Genomic DNA, 16,573 nt, shown 5'->3' with positions numbered 1-16,573 from the left:
GTCAGGTGCGGTCGTACAACAGGTCCCAGACGCCATGGCCGAGCTTCTGGCCGCGGGTCTCGAAGTGGGTCTGCGGCCGCCATTCCGGGCGCGGCACGCTGCCCCGCGGACCGGCCCGGTTGACCAGGCCGGCGGTCGCATCGAGCACGTCCCACATCTGTTCGGCGTAGTCTTCCCAGTCGGTGGCGCAGTGCAGGCGGCCGCCCGCACGCAGCTTGCGCACCAGCAGCTCTGCGAAGGCCGGCTGCAGCAGGCGGCGCTTGTTGTGGCGCTTCTTGTGCCACGGGTCCGGGAAGTAGATGCGCACTTCATCGAGCGCGCCATCGGCGATCTCGTTCTGCAGTACTTCCACCGCGTCATGGTGGTACAGGCGCACGTGGTCGGCGTTGTCGTCGGCCAGGGCGTTCAGCAGGCGGCCGACACCGGGCGCGTGCACTTCGATGCCGATGTAGTCGCGCGACGGGTCATGCTGGGCAGCAAAGCGCAGTGCAGCGCCGTTGCCGAAGCCGATCTCCAGCACCTTGTGCGCCGGGCGACCGAAGGTGGCGTCCAGGTCGCGCGGCTGGCCGCTGTAATCCAGGCCGAAGCGCGGCCAGCGTTCGTCGAACGCGCGCTGCTGGGCAGGCGTGAAGCGGCCCTGGCGCAGCACGAAACTGCGCACCTCGCGGCGCCCTTCGCTGACGGTGAACGGCTTGGGCGGGGCCTTGGACCCAGCGCTGTCGAAAGGATTGGTCATCAGCCGATCAACCCATCCACCGGCGACGACGCGCTGGCGTAGCGCTTGCGCGGGATGCGCCCGGCCAGGAACGCCTCACGGCCGGCTTCGACCGCCTTGCGCATCGCGCTGGCCATCAGCACCGGGCTGCGCGCGCCGGCAATGGCCGTGTTCATGAGCACGCCATCGCAGCCCAGCTCCATCGCGATCGCCGCATCCGATGCCGTACCGACGCCGGCATCGACGATGATCGGCACCCGGGCGTCTTCGATGATCTGCAGCAGGTTGTACTTGTTCTGGATGCCCAGGCCCGAACCGATCGGCGCGGCCAGCGGCATCACCGCAGCGCAGCCGATCTCTTCCAGGCGCTTGGCCAGGATCGGGTCGTCGGAGGTGTAGACCATGACCTCGAAGCCATCCTTGACCAGCTGTTCGGCGGCCTTGAGGGTCTGCATCACGTCCGGGTACAGGGTCTTCTGGTCGCCCAGCACTTCCAGCTTGGTCAGGTTGTGGCCGTCCAGCAGTTCACGGGCCAGGCGGCACGTGCGCACCGCGTCTTCGGCGGTGTAGCAGCCGGCGGTGTTGGGCAGGATGGTGAAGCGCTCCGGCGGCAGCACGTCCAGCAGGTTCGGCTCGCCGGGGTTCTGCCCGATGTTGGTGCGGCGGATGGCCACGGTGACGATCTGGGCGCCAGCGGCCTCGGTGGCCAGGCGGGTTTCTTCCAGATCCTTGAACTTGCCGGTGCCGGTGAGCAGCCGCGAGCCGTAGGTCTTGCCGGCGATCACCAGCGAATCGGGGGAGACATGAACGTTCATGGCGCGATTATCGCTTATCCGCCTGAAGATGGGGTCGTCACTTCGATGCCGCCGGGAGGCAGGCGCAGGGGCAGCGCCTGCCTCCCGGCGAGCGCGCAGCGCGGGCGTCGTGCCTCAACCCCCACCCAGGGCGTGCACGATCTCCACCACGTCACCTTCGGCAAGGCGATGCTCGCCATGGCGGCTGCGGCTGACGATCTCGCCATTGACCTCGACCGCCACCCGGCGCTGCAGCAGCTGCTCGGCCTCGAGCAGGTCATGGAGGGTTGCCGAAGCGTGCAGGGTGCGGGGTTCGCCGTTGAGCTGGATGTTCATGGCGGCATTGTCGCGTATGGCCCGTCAGGACGGAAACCATCCGTTCCTCCGCACGGCGCCCGCATCGGCGCAGCCTGCGATTGGCGGGCTGCGCGGCAATTCATGCGGCGGCGCAGCGTGAGCAATCGTCGGTGCGGTGAAACCATTCACCGTGCGCCGGCGTACGCACGCCGGATCCTCAATGACGTCCCCACAGGAGTTCTTTACATGCTGCTCAGCAAACGCCCGATCCGCTCCCTGATGGCGGCCGCGATCGCACTGGCCGCGGTTCCGGCCATGGCAGGCGAATCCCCTTACTCGCACGCGGTGTTCTTCGGCGACAGCCTGACCGACGCGGGCTATTTCCGGCCGCTGCTGCCCCCGGCAACACAGCAGGTCACCGGCCAGTTCACCACCAATCCGGGCTGGGTCTGGTCGCAGCAGGTCGCCAACTACTACGGCCTGAACGGTACGCCCAACGGCAACGGCCAGAACGGCGACAACTATGCCGCCGGCGGTGCGCGCGTGTCGGTGGAGGTCACTGGTGCCCTGGGGCCCATTCCGTCGCTGAAGACGCAACTCACCCGCTACCTGGCCGCAAATGGCGGCAAAGCCGATGCCAACGCGCTGTACACCGTCTGGGGCGGCGCCAACGACCTGTTCGCGGCCGCTGCGGCGCCGGCACAGGCGCAGGCCATCATCGGCGCGGCCGTCACCGACCAGATCGCCCTGGTCGGCGCGCTGAAGCAGGCGGGCGCCCAGTACGTGCTGGTGCCGAACCTGCCCAACGTCGGCCTGACGCCGTCCTTCCGTGGCCCCAATGCCGCCGCCGCCACCGCGCTGTCGGCCGGCTACAACAACGCCCTGTATGGCGGGCTGAAGCAGGCGGGCATCGAATTCATCCCGTTGGATACCTTCACGGTGCTCAGTGAAGTGGCCGCCAATCCGGCCATGTACGGTTTCACCAACGTCACCAGCACGGCCTGCACCATCGACCCGGCCAATTCGACGCAGAGCATCATCGGCTGCAACCCGACGTCCTACGTCAGCCCGGATGCCGCGAAGACCTACCTGTTCGCCGACGGCGTGCATCCGACCACGGCAGGCCATGCACTGCTGGGCCAGTACGCGGTATCCGTGCTGGAAGGCCCGCGCCTGCAGCAGGTGCTCAGCCATTCGGCGCAGACCATCGGCCGTTCGCGCGCCGACCAGGTCGGCATGCATCTGGGCGGTCGTCCGGCTGACGGCCTGTCGTGGTGGGGCGGTGTGCGCGGCGACATGCAGCGTTATGACCACGCCGATCTCTACGACGGCCTGGCGCCGGCCGGCCTGTTCGGTGTCGACTGGTCGCGTGACGGCATGGTCTTTGGCGGCTTCGGTGGCTATGGACGCATGGATGCCGATTTCGGCAACAGCCGCGGCGATTTCACCCAGTCCGACACCACGCTGGGCCTGTTCGCTGGCTGGTACGGCGAGCGTGCCTGGGTCAACGGGCAGGTCAGCTACAGCTGGCTCGACTACGACGTGACCCGCAAGGTGCAGCTGGGTCCGGCCACCCGTGAGCATGGCGGTTCGGCAGATGGCAGCAATCTCACCGCCGCCATCAATGCGGGGTACGAGTTCGGCACCGAGGGCGGCTTCCGCCACGGTCCGGTGGCTGCCGTGATCTGGCAGAAGGTGAAGATCGACGGCTATACCGAGAGCGCCGACGCTGGCACGCTGGCCACTGCGCTGGGTTACAACAACCAGGAGCTGGACTCCACTGTCGGTCGCATCGGCTGGCAGGCGCGCTTCGATGGCGGCACCTTCAAGCCCTACGTGCAGGCCACCTACGATCACGAGTTCGAAGACACCAAGCAGGCCAGCGCCTGGCTGCAGTCCCTGCCGGAGCTGGGCAGCTACCGCGTGCCGGGCCTGAAGTTCGACAAGGACTACGCCACCGTGGTGCTGGGCGCCCGCACGGAGCTGTTCGGGCTGCAGAGCAACATCGGCCTGAGCACCTCCACCGCGCAGAAGCGTGCACGTGACGCGACGCTGTTTGCCAGCTTCAGCGGCAGTTTCTGACGAACGCACCTTCCCAGGCCCCGCAAGGGCCTGGGAAGGCTGCATGGCAGCGTCGGGCCATGCCCGGCGCATGCGGTGGCCACCATTGCGCAACACCGGCCCGACCGCATAGACTTTCACCACGCGACGCGGGCGTAGCTCAATGGTAGAGCTGTAGCTTCCCAAGCTACTGACGAGGGTTCGATTCCCTTCGCCCGCTCCATCTTCCGCAACGATGCGTGTGTTTTCCGGATCGGCCGCGAACCTGGATGTTTCCCCTTTTGCATCTTTCTGTGCCTGCCGGCTCTGTGAGTCGGTGAAGCGTGGGCGCTTCCCGTGCTTGCCGATGGTCTGGCGGGGCGATAAGCCGGTAAAGTGCGGCAACATTCAAGCCAGTGGCAGGGGGGGGGGAATGCGGAATCGGATTCTTGCGGTTGCGTTGATGGGTATTGCGGCGGCGTGCACGCCGACCGAAGAAGATGCAAGAAAACAGAAGGTCGAGGCTGATCGGGCCATAGCGGAGGCGGGGGTCCGTCGGGCGCTGAAGGATCCTGACTCGGCAAAGATCGTCATCCGTCAGGCGTTTGCGATGTTCGACGGTACGATTGTCTGCGGGATGGTCAACGCGAAGAACAGCTTCGGCGGCTACACGGGCGACCGCGCGTTCATGATCAACGTCAATGCGGATGGCAGTACCGGTGCGCCCTCCGTTGCGCAGGACGACGTCAGCAGCGCGGTATCCGTGGAAATGTGCGATTTCCAGCGGGACTATGCCGCACAGCCTGGCCACGTCGGCAAGGCGGTCACGCCGGAGCAGTCCAGAGAGCTTTTGGCGGCCTACACCAAGAGGGTGCGGGAGGTCGTTGCACGGATCAACACGGGCCGATAAAACGCGGCAGCCGCAGCCCGACGGCATCGGTGTCGGGCTGTTGCTGGCTGGACTGTGGCGCCCTGTCTCGGCAACCACGCGGCATCATCCGCCCGCCACACGGCCGCGCTATGCTGCGCGCCTGCCGACCGATCCCGCCGCGATGAAGCTCGCCATCCTGTCCCGCAACAGCTCCCTGTATTCCACCCGCCGGCTGGTCGAGGCGGGGCGTGCGCGCGGCCACACGGTGCGCATCCTCGATCCGCTGCGCTGCTACATGCGCATCGCTGCCGACGGATTCTCGATGCACTACAAAGGGCGGCCGATGACCGGTGTGGACATGGTCATTCCGCGCATCGGTGCGTCGATCACGCGCTATGGCACTGCGGTCCTGCGCCAGTTCGAGCTGATGGGCGCGCGTACGCCCAATCCGTCCGACGCGATCCTGCGCTCGCGCGACAAGCTGCGCGCGCATCAGCTGCTGGCGGCCAAAGGCATCGACATGCCGGTCACGGTGTTCGGCGATAACCCCGATGACACCGTCGATCTGCTGTCGATGCTGGGGCCGCCGCCGCATGTGGTGAAGCTCAACGAGGGAACGCAGGGGCGCGGCGTGATCCTGACCGAAAAGGCCAGTGCCTCGCGCGGGATCGTCGAGGCGCTGCGTGGCCTGTATGCCAACTTCCTCATGCAGGAGTTCATCGGAGAAGCCAAGGGGGCCGATCTGCGCTGTTTCGTGGTCGGCGACCAGGTGGTGGCCTCGATGCAGCGGCAGGCGCCTGAAGGCGACTTTCGTTCCAACCTGCACGCCGGCGGCACCGCCGTGGCGGCCAAGGCCAGCCGCGCCGAACAGCAGGTCGCGGTGCGCTCGGCCAAGGCTCTGGGGTTGTCGGTCTGCGGCGTCGACCTGATCCGCTCGCAGCGGGGCCCGCTGGTGCTGGAGGTCAACTCGACCCCGGGCCTGGAAGGTATCGAGGCAGCCTGCGGGGTGGACGTGGCCATGCGCATCATCGAGCACGTCGAGAAGCTGAAAAAACCCTGATTTTTCAGTAAGTTGAGATTCTCTTTGGGCGGCGAGACGCTGCTTTAACATGCCTTTAATCGGTGCGGGCGTAGGCTTCAGCGAACCGCAGCTCTGCCTCTCAGCAGGATCGGTATCGGGATACGACTTCAGGCCCAGGCGGGTGCACCGCCTGGGCCTTTTTTATGCGCGTCCGTAGGCCACGCGCCACTTGTGGCGACCCAGGGGCGCTCGTAGAGTTGGGCCTTCGTTCCGATGGACCGGGAGGTAGGCGATGTACCGCATCACGATGATCGCGTTGTTGCTGTGCCTGTCGGGCGCTGCTGTCGCCAAGACAGAGAAGAGCGCCCTGCAGATGGATCGCCAGGCTCCGGTTGCCGGCCAGGTCCAACAGGTCGAGAAGGCGCTGCAGGCGCCGGAGTACGCCGAACTGAGCGCCGATGACCGCAGCCAGATCCAGCAGGCGCTGGCCCGCATCACCCAGCGCATGGGGGACCGGCAGCGGGTCGATGAGCTGCCGCCGCAGGTACAGGCGCAGGTGTTCAACGACCAGGAGCGGGTCAACCAGCTGCTCGCCCGCGCGCACGACGACAGCCGCCAGGTCTGCACCTACCAGCGCACCACCGGCAGCAACATGCCCAAGGGCCGTTGCCTCACTGTCGCCGAACGTCGCCGCATCGAAGAAAAGGGCAAGGCGCTGATCAATGACCAGCGCACGTTCAACAATCTCAACCCTGCCAGCAACCGCTAGGCCGTCCGCCGCCCCCACGCGTGGCACTTGCTGGCGTGAAGGTGGTGCGAATACAGTCGGCTCTCAACTCAGACAAGGATCCGTTTGCCATGAAGTCCCTCCTTTTGCCTGCGCTCCTGTTCTCCGGATTGGCCCTGGCCGCCACCGCCTCCGCATCCAAGCAGGGCGGCGAGGTCTTTGCCTCCGGCAAGCCGCTGCAGCAGCAGCTCGAGCGCATCGAAGTCGAACTCAACGACGGCGAGACCTACAGCGAACTGACGATGGCCGACCGCAGCCGGGTCCGCGAAGCGCTGGTGCGCCTGCGCGCTGCCGTGGAGCAGTACCCGAACCGGGATCTGATGCCTGAACGGGTACGAACCGATGTCATCAACGACCAGCAGGTCGTGAACACGGTTTTGACACAGTCACGTGAAGATAGTCGTCTAATATGCCAACGTGAGAAAGCCACGGGTTCGAACCGGCACACGACGCAGTGCATGACTGTCGCCGAGCGCGCCCGGCAGAAGGACAAGGCACAGCGTGATATGGGCCAGGCCCAGCGCGTCGGAAAATTCGTCAACTAGAGGTGACAGTGAGAATCCTGGTAATCGAAGACAACAGCGACATTGCGGCCAATCTGGGCGACTACCTCGAGGACCGGGGCCACACCGTGGACTTCGCCGCCGATGGCGTGACCGGACTGCATCTGGCCGTAGTGCACGAGTTCGACGCGATCGTGCTGGATCTCAACCTGCCGGGAATGGACGGAATCGAGGTCTGCCGCAAGCTTCGCAACGAAGCACGCAAGCAGACCCCGGTGCTGATGCTGACCGCTCGTGACTCGCTGGACAACAAGCTGGCGGGTTTTGATTCCGGTGCGGACGACTACCTGATCAAGCCGTTCGCGCTGCAGGAAGTGGAAGTGCGTTTGAACGCGCTGTCCCGACGTGGCAAGGGGGTGCAGACCCGCGTGCTGGAAACCGGCGACCTGGAGTACAACCTGGACACGCTGGAAGTGCGCCGCCAGGGCAAGCTGCTGCAGCTCAACCCGACCGCACTGAAAATCCTGCAGGCGCTGATGGAAGCGGCGCCGGCCGTGGTCACCCGCCAGGAACTGGAAACCCGCGTGTGGGGCGAGGAGCTGCCCGACTCGGATTCGCTGCGCGTCCATATCCACGGTCTGCGTGCCGTGGTCGACAAGCCGTTCGAAGTGCCGCTGATCCAGACCCGCCATGGCATCGGATACCGCATCGCCACCCCGGAAAGCTGATCCCGTGGCAACCAAGGGGGAGCGCCGGCGCACGCCGTATCGGCGCCGCCTGCGCAGTCGAATCATCGTGTCATTCGTGTTGTTGGGCTTCTGCCTGACAACACTGTTCGCGTTCGCCACCAACTGGGCCCGGATTCGGGTGGAGAACCAGCTGGTCGAGGATGTGATCAACCACAACATTGAAGAATACGCCCGTCGCTTCTACGAGCACCCCGGACGCAATCCGGCCGTGCCGGTACAGCAGATCCGCGCGTATGCCTATTCGGCGGACAAGTTCGACAAGGCGCGTGAGTCCTGGCCGCAATGGGCTGACCTGCAGACCGGCAACTACAACCTCAGCGGGACCGACGAACAGGGGCAGCCGTACGCCTACAAGCTTGCCGTGCGCAAAGCCGACGATGCGTGGTTCTTCCTGGCCTATGACATGACCGACAGCATGCGCGGCAGCAAGCAGCTCAACCGCGCGCTGGTGCTGTCGGTGCTGGTGTTCAGCCTGCTGTCGCTGGTGCTGGGCTGGTGGTCGGCCTCGAAGGTGATGAAGCCGGTATCGGACCTGGCGGCCCGCCTGCGCGCCTACCGGGGCGGCACCAGCGAGCCTGAGCCGCTGGCGCCGCGCTTCCCCGACGACGAAGTGGGCCAGCTGGCCCAGGCGCTGGACGACTACTCCTCGCGATTGACCGAAGTGGTGCAGCGCGACCGTGAGTTCAATGCGGACGTCAGCCACGAACTGCGCACGCCGCTGGCGGTGATCCGCGGCGCCACCGAGCTGCTGCTGACCCGTCCCGGCCTGGATGAAAAGGTGCTGCAGCGCCTGCAGCGCATCCAGCGTGCCGAGCAGCAGTGCAGTGATCTGATCGGCGCTTTGCTGCTGCTGTCGCGGAACGAGCGGGGGCAGGGCACCAGCAATGTTGCCCGCGTGGCCGAGCAGCTGCTGGACGCGCACCGCGCGCAGCTGGGTGGCAAGCCCCTTGAACTGGCACTGGAGGGCGAGCGCAACCTGGTGATCGATGCGCCCGAGGCCGCGCTTTCGGTGGCGCTGGGCAACCTCATCGGCAACGCGGTGAAGTACTCGCAGGATGGCGAAGTGCGCGTGCACGTAGGGGCCAACTCGGTCTCGGTCACCGACAGTGGTCCGGGCCTGAGCGAGGAAGATGCGGCCAAGCTGTTCCAGCGCGGTTACCGCGGTACGCACGCGGGCCATTCGCAGGGCGGCGGCATCGGCCTGTCGATCGTCAGCCGCCTCTGCGACCTGTACGGCTGGCAGGTCAGCGTGCGCCCCGGGGGCGAGCGCGGCGTGATCGCAACGCTGACGTTCTCGCCCAGGCCGCTGTAGCAGATCCTTTGCCTGCCGAGCAGGGCCCGGCCCTACAGGGACGCCTCTTCCAGGGCGTCGCTGTCGCTAACGGCATGAACGTATCTGTTCTGCACGGCCAGACACCCGGCGCGCGCACGCTCTGCCGCGTCCGCTGCGTGTCCGATCTCACGGTTCCGGGTAGTCATAGGGCAGTTGACGCTTTTACCTCCTGATTGCCAGACGTGCAGATGGCCAAGATGCCAGTCCGCGCACTTTGCCGGCTGCCAGGAGCATCGCCATGTCGCATCGCATCCGTTACCCCAACCTGCATCAACTGGTCGGTGATTCGATCAGCCAGTTGTCTCCGGACGTCGCCCAGCGCGTCGAGGACGTACTGTCCCGCTGCGACGGCCAGATGCCGGCCCAGCAGGCGCCAGTCGACGCCGGCGGCGTCAGCGCCGACGCAGCGCAGCCTGCCGATCTCAGGCGCGCCGTCGAAGGTCTCGGCACCCTGACCCGGATGATGTACGCCGCGCACATCGCGCGCACGCGGGGTGGCCAGCAGAACGTGCTGCCACCGGGCGCGATGGAAGGCCTGATTCTGGCCGCGCGGGAACTGACGTGTCACGTGCAGCAGCAGCTGCAGGCCGAGAGAATCAGGGGGACAGCCACATTGCAGTGATGGTCGGGGGCACTGCCACGACGATTCTGCAACGCCGGGCACGTGCCCGGCGGGTCAGCCCGCGGCCAGTGCCAGATAGCGCTGGTGCAGCGCCTCCACCTGCGCCTGCAGGTCGTCCGGCTGCCCATCGTTGACCACCACGTCATCGGCCAGTGCCCGGCGCTGCGCGCGGCTGGCCTGGGCGGCGATCATCTGGTCGGCCAGGGCGGCGTCGATGCCATCGCGCTGCATCAGCCGGGCGTGCTGTACGGCCTCGGGTGCATCCACCAGCAGTATCCGGTCCAGCCATGGATAGGCCTGGCGGCCGCCCACCTCGGTCAGCAGCGGAATCGCAGCAATGGCGTACGGGCTCGGCGCCTGCGTGCACTGCTGCTGCATCAACAGGCGGATGGCGGGGTGGGTGATGGCTTCCAGTGCCGTCCGTTCGGCCGGGTCAGCGAAGACATGGGTGCGCAGGCGCGCCCGGTCCAGGCTGCCATCGGCCAGCAGCATGTCCGTGCCGAACCGGTCGGCAATGCGGGCCAGTGCCGGGCTGCCGGTGGCCACCACCGCGCGGGCGGCCAGATCGGCGTCGGCCACCACGATGCCCAGCGCTTCGAAGCGCCGCGTCACTTCGCTCTTGCCGGCCGCGATGCCGCCGGTCAGGCCGACCACGTAGCGGCTCACGGCGGCCCCCTCAGCGCAGGCCGCTCAGGGCCAGGTAGCGCTCCACCAGCGGTTCGCCCCACATGAAGAACAACCAGCCGGCGATGGCCAGGTACGGGCCGAACGGAATCGGCGTGGCGCGATCGCGTCCCCGGCTGTAGAGCCAGATCGAACCGACGATGGCGCCGATCACCGAGGACAGCAGGATGATCGGCAGGATGCCCTTCAGGCCGCACCAGGCGCCGAGCGCCGCCAGCAGCTTGAAGTCACCATGGCCCATGCCCTCCTTGCCGGTCAGCTGCTTGAACAGCCACCAGACCGTCCACAGCGACAGATAGCCCACGGCCGCGCCGACCAGGGCCGGCTTGGCGGGCATGTACAGATTGTCGATGCTGCCGATCAGGCCCAGCCACATCAGGGGCAGGGTCAGCTGGTCGGGCAGCAGCTGGGTGCGCAGGTCGATGCCGGACAGCGCGATCAGGAAACAGGTCAGCACGATGGCGCCGAAGCCCTGCCAGCCGAAGCCGAACTGCCACACGCAGGCCAGCACCAGCAGGGCGGTCATCGCTTCCACCAGCGGGTACTGCAGCGAGATCGGCGCCTTGCAGTGGCGGCATTTGCCCCCCTGGATCAGCCAGCTGAACAGCGGGATGTTCTCGTACCAGGACAGCTTGTGCTTGCAATGCGGGCAGTGCGACGGCTCGACCACGATGCCCGGCGGTGGCGGCTCGTAGAAGTCCGGTTCCTCCAGCACTTCGCGCGCATCGCGCTTCCACTGCCATTCCAGCCGCTTGGGCAGGCGCAGGATGACAACATTGAGGAAACTGCCCAGCAGCAGTCCCAGTCCGGCCGCGGCGGGGTAGCCGAGGCCGGGGTGCTGGTCGAGAAAAGCCATGTATTTTTATCCGACGACGGCGCCCAGTTTGAAGATCGGCAGGTACATCGCAATGACCAGGCCGCCGACAATGGTACCAATGAACACCATGATCATCGGTTCCAGCAGGCTGCTCAAGGCATCCACGGCGTTGTTGACCTCCTGCTCGTAGTATTCGGCGACCTTGAACAGCATGGTGTCAAGGGCGCCGGCCTCCTCGCCGATGCCGGTCATCTGGATCACCATGTGCGGGAACAGGTTCAGCTGCTTCATCGCCATGTTGACCGGATAGCCGACCGAAACGTCGTCGCGCATGCGCAGCACCGCCTCGCCGTAGACCTTGTTGCCGGTGGCGCCGGCGACGATGCCCAGGGCCTCCACCAGCGGCACGCCGGCCTTGAAGGTCACCGCTGTGGTGCGGGAGAAGCGGGCGATCGCACTGTTGTGCATGATCTGTCCGATCACCGGCACCTTCAGGATCAGCCGGTCGACGGTGTGCTGCATCTTCTCCGATCGCCGGTAGGTCATGGCGATCGCCACCACCGCGCCGATGGCGACGATGGCGATCAGCCACCACCACGACACCATGAACCGCGACAGGTTCACCACCATCTGGGTGAATGCCGGCAGGTCCGCACCGAAGCTCTGGAAGACTTCCTCGAACTGCGGGACCACCCAGACCAGCAGGATCGTGCTGACCAGGAACGCCACCACCAGCACCATGGCCGGGTAGAACAGCGCCTTCTTGATCTTGCCCTTCAGCGCCTCCAGGTTTTCCTTGTAGGAGGCGATGGTGTCCAGCACGGTCTCCAGCACGCCGGCGCTTTCGCCGGCCCGTACCAGGTTGCGGTAGAGCTCATCGAACTGCACCGGATGCTTGCTGATGGCCTCGTACAGCGACGAGCCGCCCTCGATGTCGGTGCGGATCGTGTCCACCATCTTCTTCATGCGCGGGTTCTTGTGCCCGCTGCCGATGATCTCCAGCGCCGACACGATCGGCACGCCGGACTTCATCATCGTGGCCATCTGCCGGCTGAAGAACGCGATGTCCTTCGGCGAGACCGGCCTGCCAGCCGCACCGAACAGCGGCTTCGGCTTGGGCTTGACCTGGCCCGGGCTGATGCCCTGTTTGCGCAGTTCGGCGCGCAGCAGGTTGGCGTTTTTCGCCAGCTGCTCGCCCTTCATCTTTATGCCCCGCTTGTCGGTCCCCTCCCAGACAAACGGCTGCAGCTCCATCGTGGCGCGGGCCACGGGCTCCTTCTTGATCGCACTGCGACTCACAGACATGTTGGCTCCCCAGGCCCGCCATCCCCAGGCGGGCATCCTGAGCGGCGATGGTAGCCGGTTCAGGCCCGTCCGGGGAGCCTGCCGACGTGACGGCGTGCAGGGTTCTCGACGCGTCGAGGCGGAAGGTGACGCGCTGCGTCACATTGCCGCGTCCATCGCAGATTCGGAGCAGGGGGGTTCCCATCCGCGAAATAGCTGCCATCATTGGCGCGGGGAAATCGGGGGAGGCGTGGCCATGGGAGATTGGCACGCAACCTGCGTTGATCCACCCGCGGGGACGGGCAGCCTGCTCATCCGGTCATCTGGCCGGCCGGTTGCCGCACCCGGAAAATCAACCACCACTACTTGGGGACGTACCACCATGAAGAACCAGAAGGGCTTCACCCTGATCGAACTGATGATCGTCGTTGCGATCATCGCCATCCTGGCCGCCATCGCGCTGCCGGCTTACTCGAACTACACCAAGAAGGCCAAGGTCTCGGAAGTGATCCTTGCGGCTTCTTCGCTGCGTACCGACGTGTCGGAATACGTGGCCAGCAACAATGCCCTGCCGCCGGCGTCGTGGAAGCCGGACTTCCAGGAAACTCAGTACGTCTCCAAGCTGGAATGGGATGGCAAGTCGATCGTTGCCACTGCGAAGGGCGTTGGCGATACCCTGATTGACAACAAGACCATCACGCTGACCCCGTCGGGTGATGGCTCGAAGGGCGTGGTTCCGAGCTGGAGCTGCGGTGGCTCGATCGATGTCAAGTTCCGCCCGGGTTCCTGCCAGGCCGCTGCCGGTGAAGAAGAAACTCCGGAAGAGTGATTCTCACAGCTAGTGTGATCGGATGAAGGACAGGGAGCTTCGGCTCCCTGTTCTTTTTTTATGGCAGCCATCAAGACGATTCCTGTTCGCAGTCTCAACACAGTCATGTAAATCCTTGCGAGATGCCCCCCGGATGGTGTCTCCTTGCAGATTCGACCGTGCGACTGGGGAGTTCGCAATGCGCCGTCCTTCATTCAGCCATGGCCCATGGCTGCTTCTGATCTTCGTGCTCTCCGGCTTCGCCGGGCTGATCTACCAGTCCATCTGGACGCAGTACCTGGGGCTGTTCCTGGGGCATTCCTCGCACGCGCAATCGCTGGTGCTGATCCTGTTCATGGGCGGCATGGCGCTGGGGGCGTGGCTGGTCAGCCGCCGCAGCGCGCTGCTGCGCCGGCCGCTGCTGGCCTACGCGGTCATCGAGCTGGTGATCGGGGTGCTGGGCATCGGTTTCGACGGGCTGTTCCAGGGCGTGACCGGTTGGGCGTACACCCACCTCATGCCAGGCATGGAGGGCACCTCGTCCACGGCGCTGCGCTGGGCGCTGGCCACGGCCCTGGTGTTGCCGCAATGCATCCTGCTGGGCGCGACCTTCCCGCTGATGAGTGCGGGTTACATGCGCCTGCAGCCCGGATCGCAGGGTGAGGTGCTGGCCGGGCTCTATTTCTCCAACAGCCTGGGCGCGGCCGCCGGCGCCCTGGTGGCCACCTACGCGCTGCTGCCGGCGGTAGGGCTGCCGGGCACCGTCCTCAGTGCCGGCCTGCTCAACATCGTGGTGGCCATCCTGGTCTATCCACTGGCCCGCGACGGCAGCGCGCCTGCGGTAGTGGCCTCCGCCGCGCCGGCTGCCGGCGGCGTACGACCGGAGACTACAGTGCCGGTGCGGCTGGTGCTGCTGGTCGCAGCGGCGACCGGCGCGTCATCCTTCGTTTACGAAATCACCTGGGTGCGCATGCTGTCGCTCGCACTCGGCACCACGCTGCATTCGTTCGAGCTGATGCTGGCGGCGTTCATCCTCGGCATCGCCTTCGGCGGCCTGTGGCTGCGCCGCCGCGCCGACCGGATGCCGTCGCCCCTGCGCGTGGCAGGCTGGGTGCAGGTGTGGATGGGGCTGGCGGCGCTGGCCTCGATGTTCGTCTATGCGCAGGCCTTCGATTGGGTCGGCTGGCTGATGCGGGTCATCGTGCGCAGTGCGGATGGTTACGTGCTGTACAACCTGGCCAGTGCCGCCATTGCCGGCCTGGTGATGTTCCCGGCGGCGTTCTTCGCCGGCATGACGCTGCCGCTGCTGACCCTGGCGCTGCTGCGCGCCGGGCAGGGCGAGCGCGCGATCGGCCAGGCCTATGCGTTCAATACGCTCGGCGCGATCGTCGGTGTGCTGGCGGCCATCCATCTGCTGATGCCGCTGCTGGGGCTGAAGTACGCGCTGCTGGTCGCGGCGGTGATCGACATCGTGCTGGGCCTGGTGCTGCTGCAGCGCCTTCGGCTTGCGGCTCCGGGCCGTCTGCGCTCGCCCCTGTGGCAGGCTGGCGCGCTGGGTGTCGCTGGCGTAGTGGCGGCCGTCGTGCTGGTCCGCTTCGATCCGCTGGTGCTGAATTCGTCGGTGTACCGCCATGGCACGGCCCGTCTGGCGGATACCGCCACGATGCTGTTCTCGCGCGATGGGCAGACGGCCACCGTGGCGGTCTATGAAAGCACCCAGCCGATCGGCCGCATGCGTGCCATCGCCACCAACGGCAAAGTGGATGCAGGCATGGCCGTGTCGATGGCACAGGCACCCACCAGCGACGAATCGACCATGATCCTGCTGGCGGCTCTGCCGTTGGCGCTGCGCGATGATTACCAGCGCGTCGGTGTGATCGGTTTCGGATCCGGGCTCAGCACGCACACGCTGTTGGGCGACCAGCGCGTCGGGCGCGTGGAAACGGTGGAGATCGAGCCGGCCATGGTGGAGGGCGCGCGTCTGTTCGGCGAGCGTGTCGAGCGCGCCTTCAACGATCCGCGCTCGCACGTGGTGATCGACGATGCGAAGTCCTATTTCGCCGCCAGTCCGCGCAAGTACGATCTGATCATTTCCGAGCCGTCCAATCCCTGGGTGGGTGGAACGGCGGCGCTGTTCAGCGACGAGTTCTATGCGTTCGTGCCACAGCAGCTCAACGAAGGTGGCGTGTTCGTGCAGTGGCTGCAGCTGTATGAGATCACCCCCGAACTGGTCAGCTCGGTACTGGCGGGGCTGCTGGAACAGTTCTCCGATGTGCGCGCTTACCTGGCCAATCGTGGCGACCTGATCCTGGTGGCGACGCCGAAGGGCACGTTGCCGCCGATGAAGGGCAGCCTGTTCCAGCAGCCGCAGCTGCGCGGGGAACTGGCGCGGATCGGCGTGCATTCCGTGGCCGATCTGGAGAACGCCCTGTCCATGGATGACGCAGCGCTGCGCGCCTTCGTTCCTCTGTATCCGGCCGCGCGCAATTCCGATTACTTCCCGACCTTGAAGTTGAATGCCCCGGTAGCACGTTTCCAGGGGGCGTTCACCCGTGATTTCCAGCAGGTGATGACGGCCCCCTGGCGGATCGTCAGTGCGCCGCCAACGGGGCAGGTGACGGGTGCTGCGGCGGGTCTGCCGCAACCGGCGTCCAGCCGGGATGACAAACGTCCGACCGCACGGGCCGTGGCAGCTTTCCTGCAGGGCGAGGTGCCCACGGATGCGGCGGATGCCGATTGGATGAGTGCGCAGGCGCTGCGTGGGCTGGCAGCGCGCTGCGAACTGGACGGATCTCCGATGGAAACCACCCGGCTGCTGTTCGTGCTGGCCGGAGAAACGATCCCGTTCCTGCCGGCAGCGCAGCGGGCGGCCCTCTGGGCGCAGCGCGACTGGATGGACTGCACCCCGGCAGATCCCGTCGTGTCCGCCAGCCTTGCCCTGGTTGCCGCCGCGGCCACCGACGACCACCACGCTGTACTCACGGAAGGCCGGCGATTGTTGGGCAGCGAGCATGCGCCGATGCTGCTGGCCGACCCTGCCACCGGCTATTATCTGTTCGGTGCAATGCAGCACGCTGCGCGGCAGCTGGGGGATACCACGGCGTCGCGGCAACTGACGGACCAGTACTGGAAGGCGCTCGCGCCCGATGCGCGAGGAAACGGACCACTGCGTTTGCTGAGCTACCTGGCCGCTATGGGCCGGCAACCCGTTTCTGAAACTGAATTCCGGCCGTCAGGGCACGAGTAAC

General features: G+C 66.2%; 16 protein-coding genes and 1 tRNA gene. 11 read left to right on the top strand and 6 right to left on the bottom strand.

The annotated features are described in order from the left end of the window. Position 1: 1 nt before the first annotated feature. The 3 genes from trmB to thiS form a co-directional block, all read right to left on the bottom strand. Positions 2-736: a tRNA (guanosine(46)-N7)-methyltransferase TrmB gene (gene trmB / locus AC06FB_RS14895; RefSeq protein WP_053517060.1), complete on the bottom strand. Its 735-nt coding sequence runs from the start codon at positions 734-736 to the stop codon at positions 2-4. Further along, a complete protein-coding gene (locus AC06FB_RS14890) occupies positions 736-1,530 on the bottom strand; it encodes a thiazole synthase (protein WP_053517058.1) in 795 nt (264 codons plus the stop codon). The genes trmB and AC06FB_RS14890 overlap by 1 nt, the downstream gene beginning before the upstream one ends. Positions 1,531-1,644: 114 nt before the next feature. Then, positions 1,645-1,845, bottom strand: a complete 201-nt coding sequence (gene thiS, locus AC06FB_RS14885) for a sulfur carrier protein ThiS (protein ID WP_053517056.1) — start codon at positions 1,843-1,845, stop codon at positions 1,645-1,647. A gap of 240 nt (positions 1,846-2,085) precedes the next feature. Between thiS and AC06FB_RS14880 the strand changes: the two genes are divergently transcribed. The 9 genes from AC06FB_RS14880 (at position 2,086) to AC06FB_RS14840 (ending at position 9,732) form a co-directional block, all read left to right on the top strand. After that, on the top strand, positions 2,086-3,888 hold the full coding sequence (locus AC06FB_RS14880) for an autotransporter outer membrane beta-barrel domain-containing protein (protein ID WP_180875532.1): 1,803 nt from the start codon (positions 2,086-2,088) through the stop codon (positions 3,886-3,888). A gap of 128 nt (positions 3,889-4,016) precedes the next feature. After that, positions 4,017-4,090 (top strand) — tRNA-Gly (locus AC06FB_RS14875). Between the two features lie 219 nt (positions 4,091-4,309). After that, positions 4,310-4,756, top strand: coding sequence for a hypothetical protein (locus tag AC06FB_RS14870; protein ID WP_065181652.1), 447 nt, complete (start codon positions 4,310-4,312; stop codon positions 4,754-4,756). A gap of 142 nt (positions 4,757-4,898) precedes the next feature. Continuing rightward, positions 4,899-5,777 carry a 30S ribosomal protein S6--L-glutamate ligase gene (rimK, locus tag AC06FB_RS14865; RefSeq protein ID WP_263175475.1) on the top strand — a complete coding sequence of 293 codons (879 nt, stop codon included), beginning with the start codon at positions 4,899-4,901 and terminating at the stop codon, positions 5,775-5,777. A gap of 253 nt (positions 5,778-6,030) precedes the next feature. Then, entirely contained in the window at positions 6,031-6,507 is a 477-nt protein-coding gene (locus tag AC06FB_RS14860; protein ID WP_263175474.1) for a hypothetical protein, read from the top strand. 89 nt (positions 6,508-6,596) lie between these two features. Next, complete coding sequence (locus AC06FB_RS14855) at positions 6,597-7,070, top strand: hypothetical protein (RefSeq protein ID WP_065175768.1); 474 nt, start codon at positions 6,597-6,599, stop codon at positions 7,068-7,070. 8 nt (positions 7,071-7,078) lie between these two features. Next, positions 7,079-7,756 carry a response regulator transcription factor gene (locus tag AC06FB_RS14850; RefSeq protein ID WP_053517044.1) on the top strand — a complete coding sequence of 226 codons (678 nt, stop codon included), beginning with the start codon at positions 7,079-7,081 and terminating at the stop codon, positions 7,754-7,756. Continuing rightward, positions 7,719-9,089, top strand: a complete 1,371-nt coding sequence (locus AC06FB_RS14845) for a sensor histidine kinase (RefSeq protein ID WP_053517042.1) — start codon at positions 7,719-7,721, stop codon at positions 9,087-9,089. The genes AC06FB_RS14850 and AC06FB_RS14845 overlap by 38 nt, the downstream gene beginning before the upstream one ends. Before the next feature lie 259 nt (positions 9,090-9,348). Further along, the gene (locus AC06FB_RS14840) at positions 9,349-9,732 is read left to right on the top strand and encodes a hypothetical protein (protein WP_478053837.1); all 384 of its coding nucleotides are present in this window, start codon (positions 9,349-9,351) and stop codon (positions 9,730-9,732) included. A 54-nt stretch (positions 9,733-9,786) separates the two neighbouring features. On the opposite strand, the gene coaE is transcribed toward AC06FB_RS14840, so the two are convergent. From coaE to AC06FB_RS14825, 3 genes are read right to left on the bottom strand one after another with little or no spacing between them, the layout of a single operon-like run. Continuing rightward, positions 9,787-10,398, bottom strand: a complete 612-nt coding sequence (coaE, locus tag AC06FB_RS14835; RefSeq protein WP_053517038.1) for a dephospho-CoA kinase — start codon at positions 10,396-10,398, stop codon at positions 9,787-9,789. A gap of 10 nt (positions 10,399-10,408) precedes the next feature. After that, on the bottom strand, positions 10,409-11,272 hold the full coding sequence (locus AC06FB_RS14830) for a prepilin peptidase (RefSeq protein ID WP_053517036.1): 864 nt from the start codon (positions 11,270-11,272) through the stop codon (positions 10,409-10,411). Between the two features lie 6 nt (positions 11,273-11,278). Beyond that, entirely contained in the window at positions 11,279-12,538 is a 1,260-nt protein-coding gene (locus AC06FB_RS14825) for a type II secretion system F family protein (protein WP_263175469.1), read from the bottom strand. A gap of 361 nt (positions 12,539-12,899) precedes the next feature. On the opposite strand from AC06FB_RS14825, the gene AC06FB_RS14820 reads away from it, so the two are divergent. After that, positions 12,900-13,346, top strand: a complete 447-nt coding sequence (locus tag AC06FB_RS14820; protein ID WP_053517032.1) for a pilin — start codon at positions 12,900-12,902, stop codon at positions 13,344-13,346. Positions 13,347-13,524: 178 nt separating this feature from the next. Continuing rightward, positions 13,525-16,572 carry a fused MFS/spermidine synthase gene (locus tag AC06FB_RS14815; protein WP_478053836.1) on the top strand — a complete coding sequence of 1,016 codons (3,048 nt, stop codon included), beginning with the start codon at positions 13,525-13,527 and terminating at the stop codon, positions 16,570-16,572. Position 16,573 lies beyond the last annotated feature (1 nt).

The sequence above is a fragment of the Stenotrophomonas sp. Steno-C15 genome (assembly GCF_056393265.1).
Note: the sequence above shows the minus strand (reverse complement) of the source record. Positions and strands in the feature narration are given on the sequence as shown.

What these genes read in the sequence shown, in the direction of transcription:
- trmB (WP_053517060.1), bottom strand. Translation starts at nt 736, where the DNA reads ATGACCAATCCTTTCGACAGCGCTGGGTCCAAGGCCCCGCCCAAGCCG.
- AC06FB_RS14890 (WP_053517058.1), bottom strand. Translation starts at nt 1,530, where the DNA reads ATGAACGTTCATGTCTCCCCCGATTCGCTGGTGATCGCCGGCAAGACC.
- thiS (WP_053517056.1), bottom strand. Translation starts at nt 1,845, where the DNA reads ATGAACATCCAGCTCAACGGCGAACCCCGCACCCTGCACGCTTCGGCA.
- AC06FB_RS14880 (WP_180875532.1), top strand. Translation starts at nt 2,086, where the DNA reads ATGGCGGCCGCGATCGCACTGGCCGCGGTTCCGGCCATGGCAGGCGAA.
- AC06FB_RS14870 (WP_065181652.1), top strand. Translation starts at nt 4,310, where the DNA reads ATGGGTATTGCGGCGGCGTGCACGCCGACCGAAGAAGATGCAAGAAAA.
- rimK (WP_263175475.1), top strand. Translation starts at nt 4,899, where the DNA reads ATGAAGCTCGCCATCCTGTCCCGCAACAGCTCCCTGTATTCCACCCGC.
- AC06FB_RS14860 (WP_263175474.1), top strand. Translation starts at nt 6,031, where the DNA reads ATGTACCGCATCACGATGATCGCGTTGTTGCTGTGCCTGTCGGGCGCT.
- AC06FB_RS14855 (WP_065175768.1), top strand. Translation starts at nt 6,597, where the DNA reads ATGAAGTCCCTCCTTTTGCCTGCGCTCCTGTTCTCCGGATTGGCCCTG.
- AC06FB_RS14845 (WP_053517042.1), top strand. Translation starts at nt 7,719, where the DNA reads ATGGCATCGGATACCGCATCGCCACCCCGGAAAGCTGATCCCGTGGCA.
- AC06FB_RS14840 (WP_478053837.1), top strand. Translation starts at nt 9,349, where the DNA reads ATGTCGCATCGCATCCGTTACCCCAACCTGCATCAACTGGTCGGTGAT.
- AC06FB_RS14830 (WP_053517036.1), bottom strand. Translation starts at nt 11,272, where the DNA reads ATGGCTTTTCTCGACCAGCACCCCGGCCTCGGCTACCCCGCCGCGGCC.
- AC06FB_RS14825 (WP_263175469.1), bottom strand. Translation starts at nt 12,538, where the DNA reads ATGTCTGTGAGTCGCAGTGCGATCAAGAAGGAGCCCGTGGCCCGCGCC.
- AC06FB_RS14820 (WP_053517032.1), top strand. Translation starts at nt 12,900, where the DNA reads ATGAAGAACCAGAAGGGCTTCACCCTGATCGAACTGATGATCGTCGTT.
- AC06FB_RS14815 (WP_478053836.1), top strand. Translation starts at nt 13,525, where the DNA reads ATGCGCCGTCCTTCATTCAGCCATGGCCCATGGCTGCTTCTGATCTTC.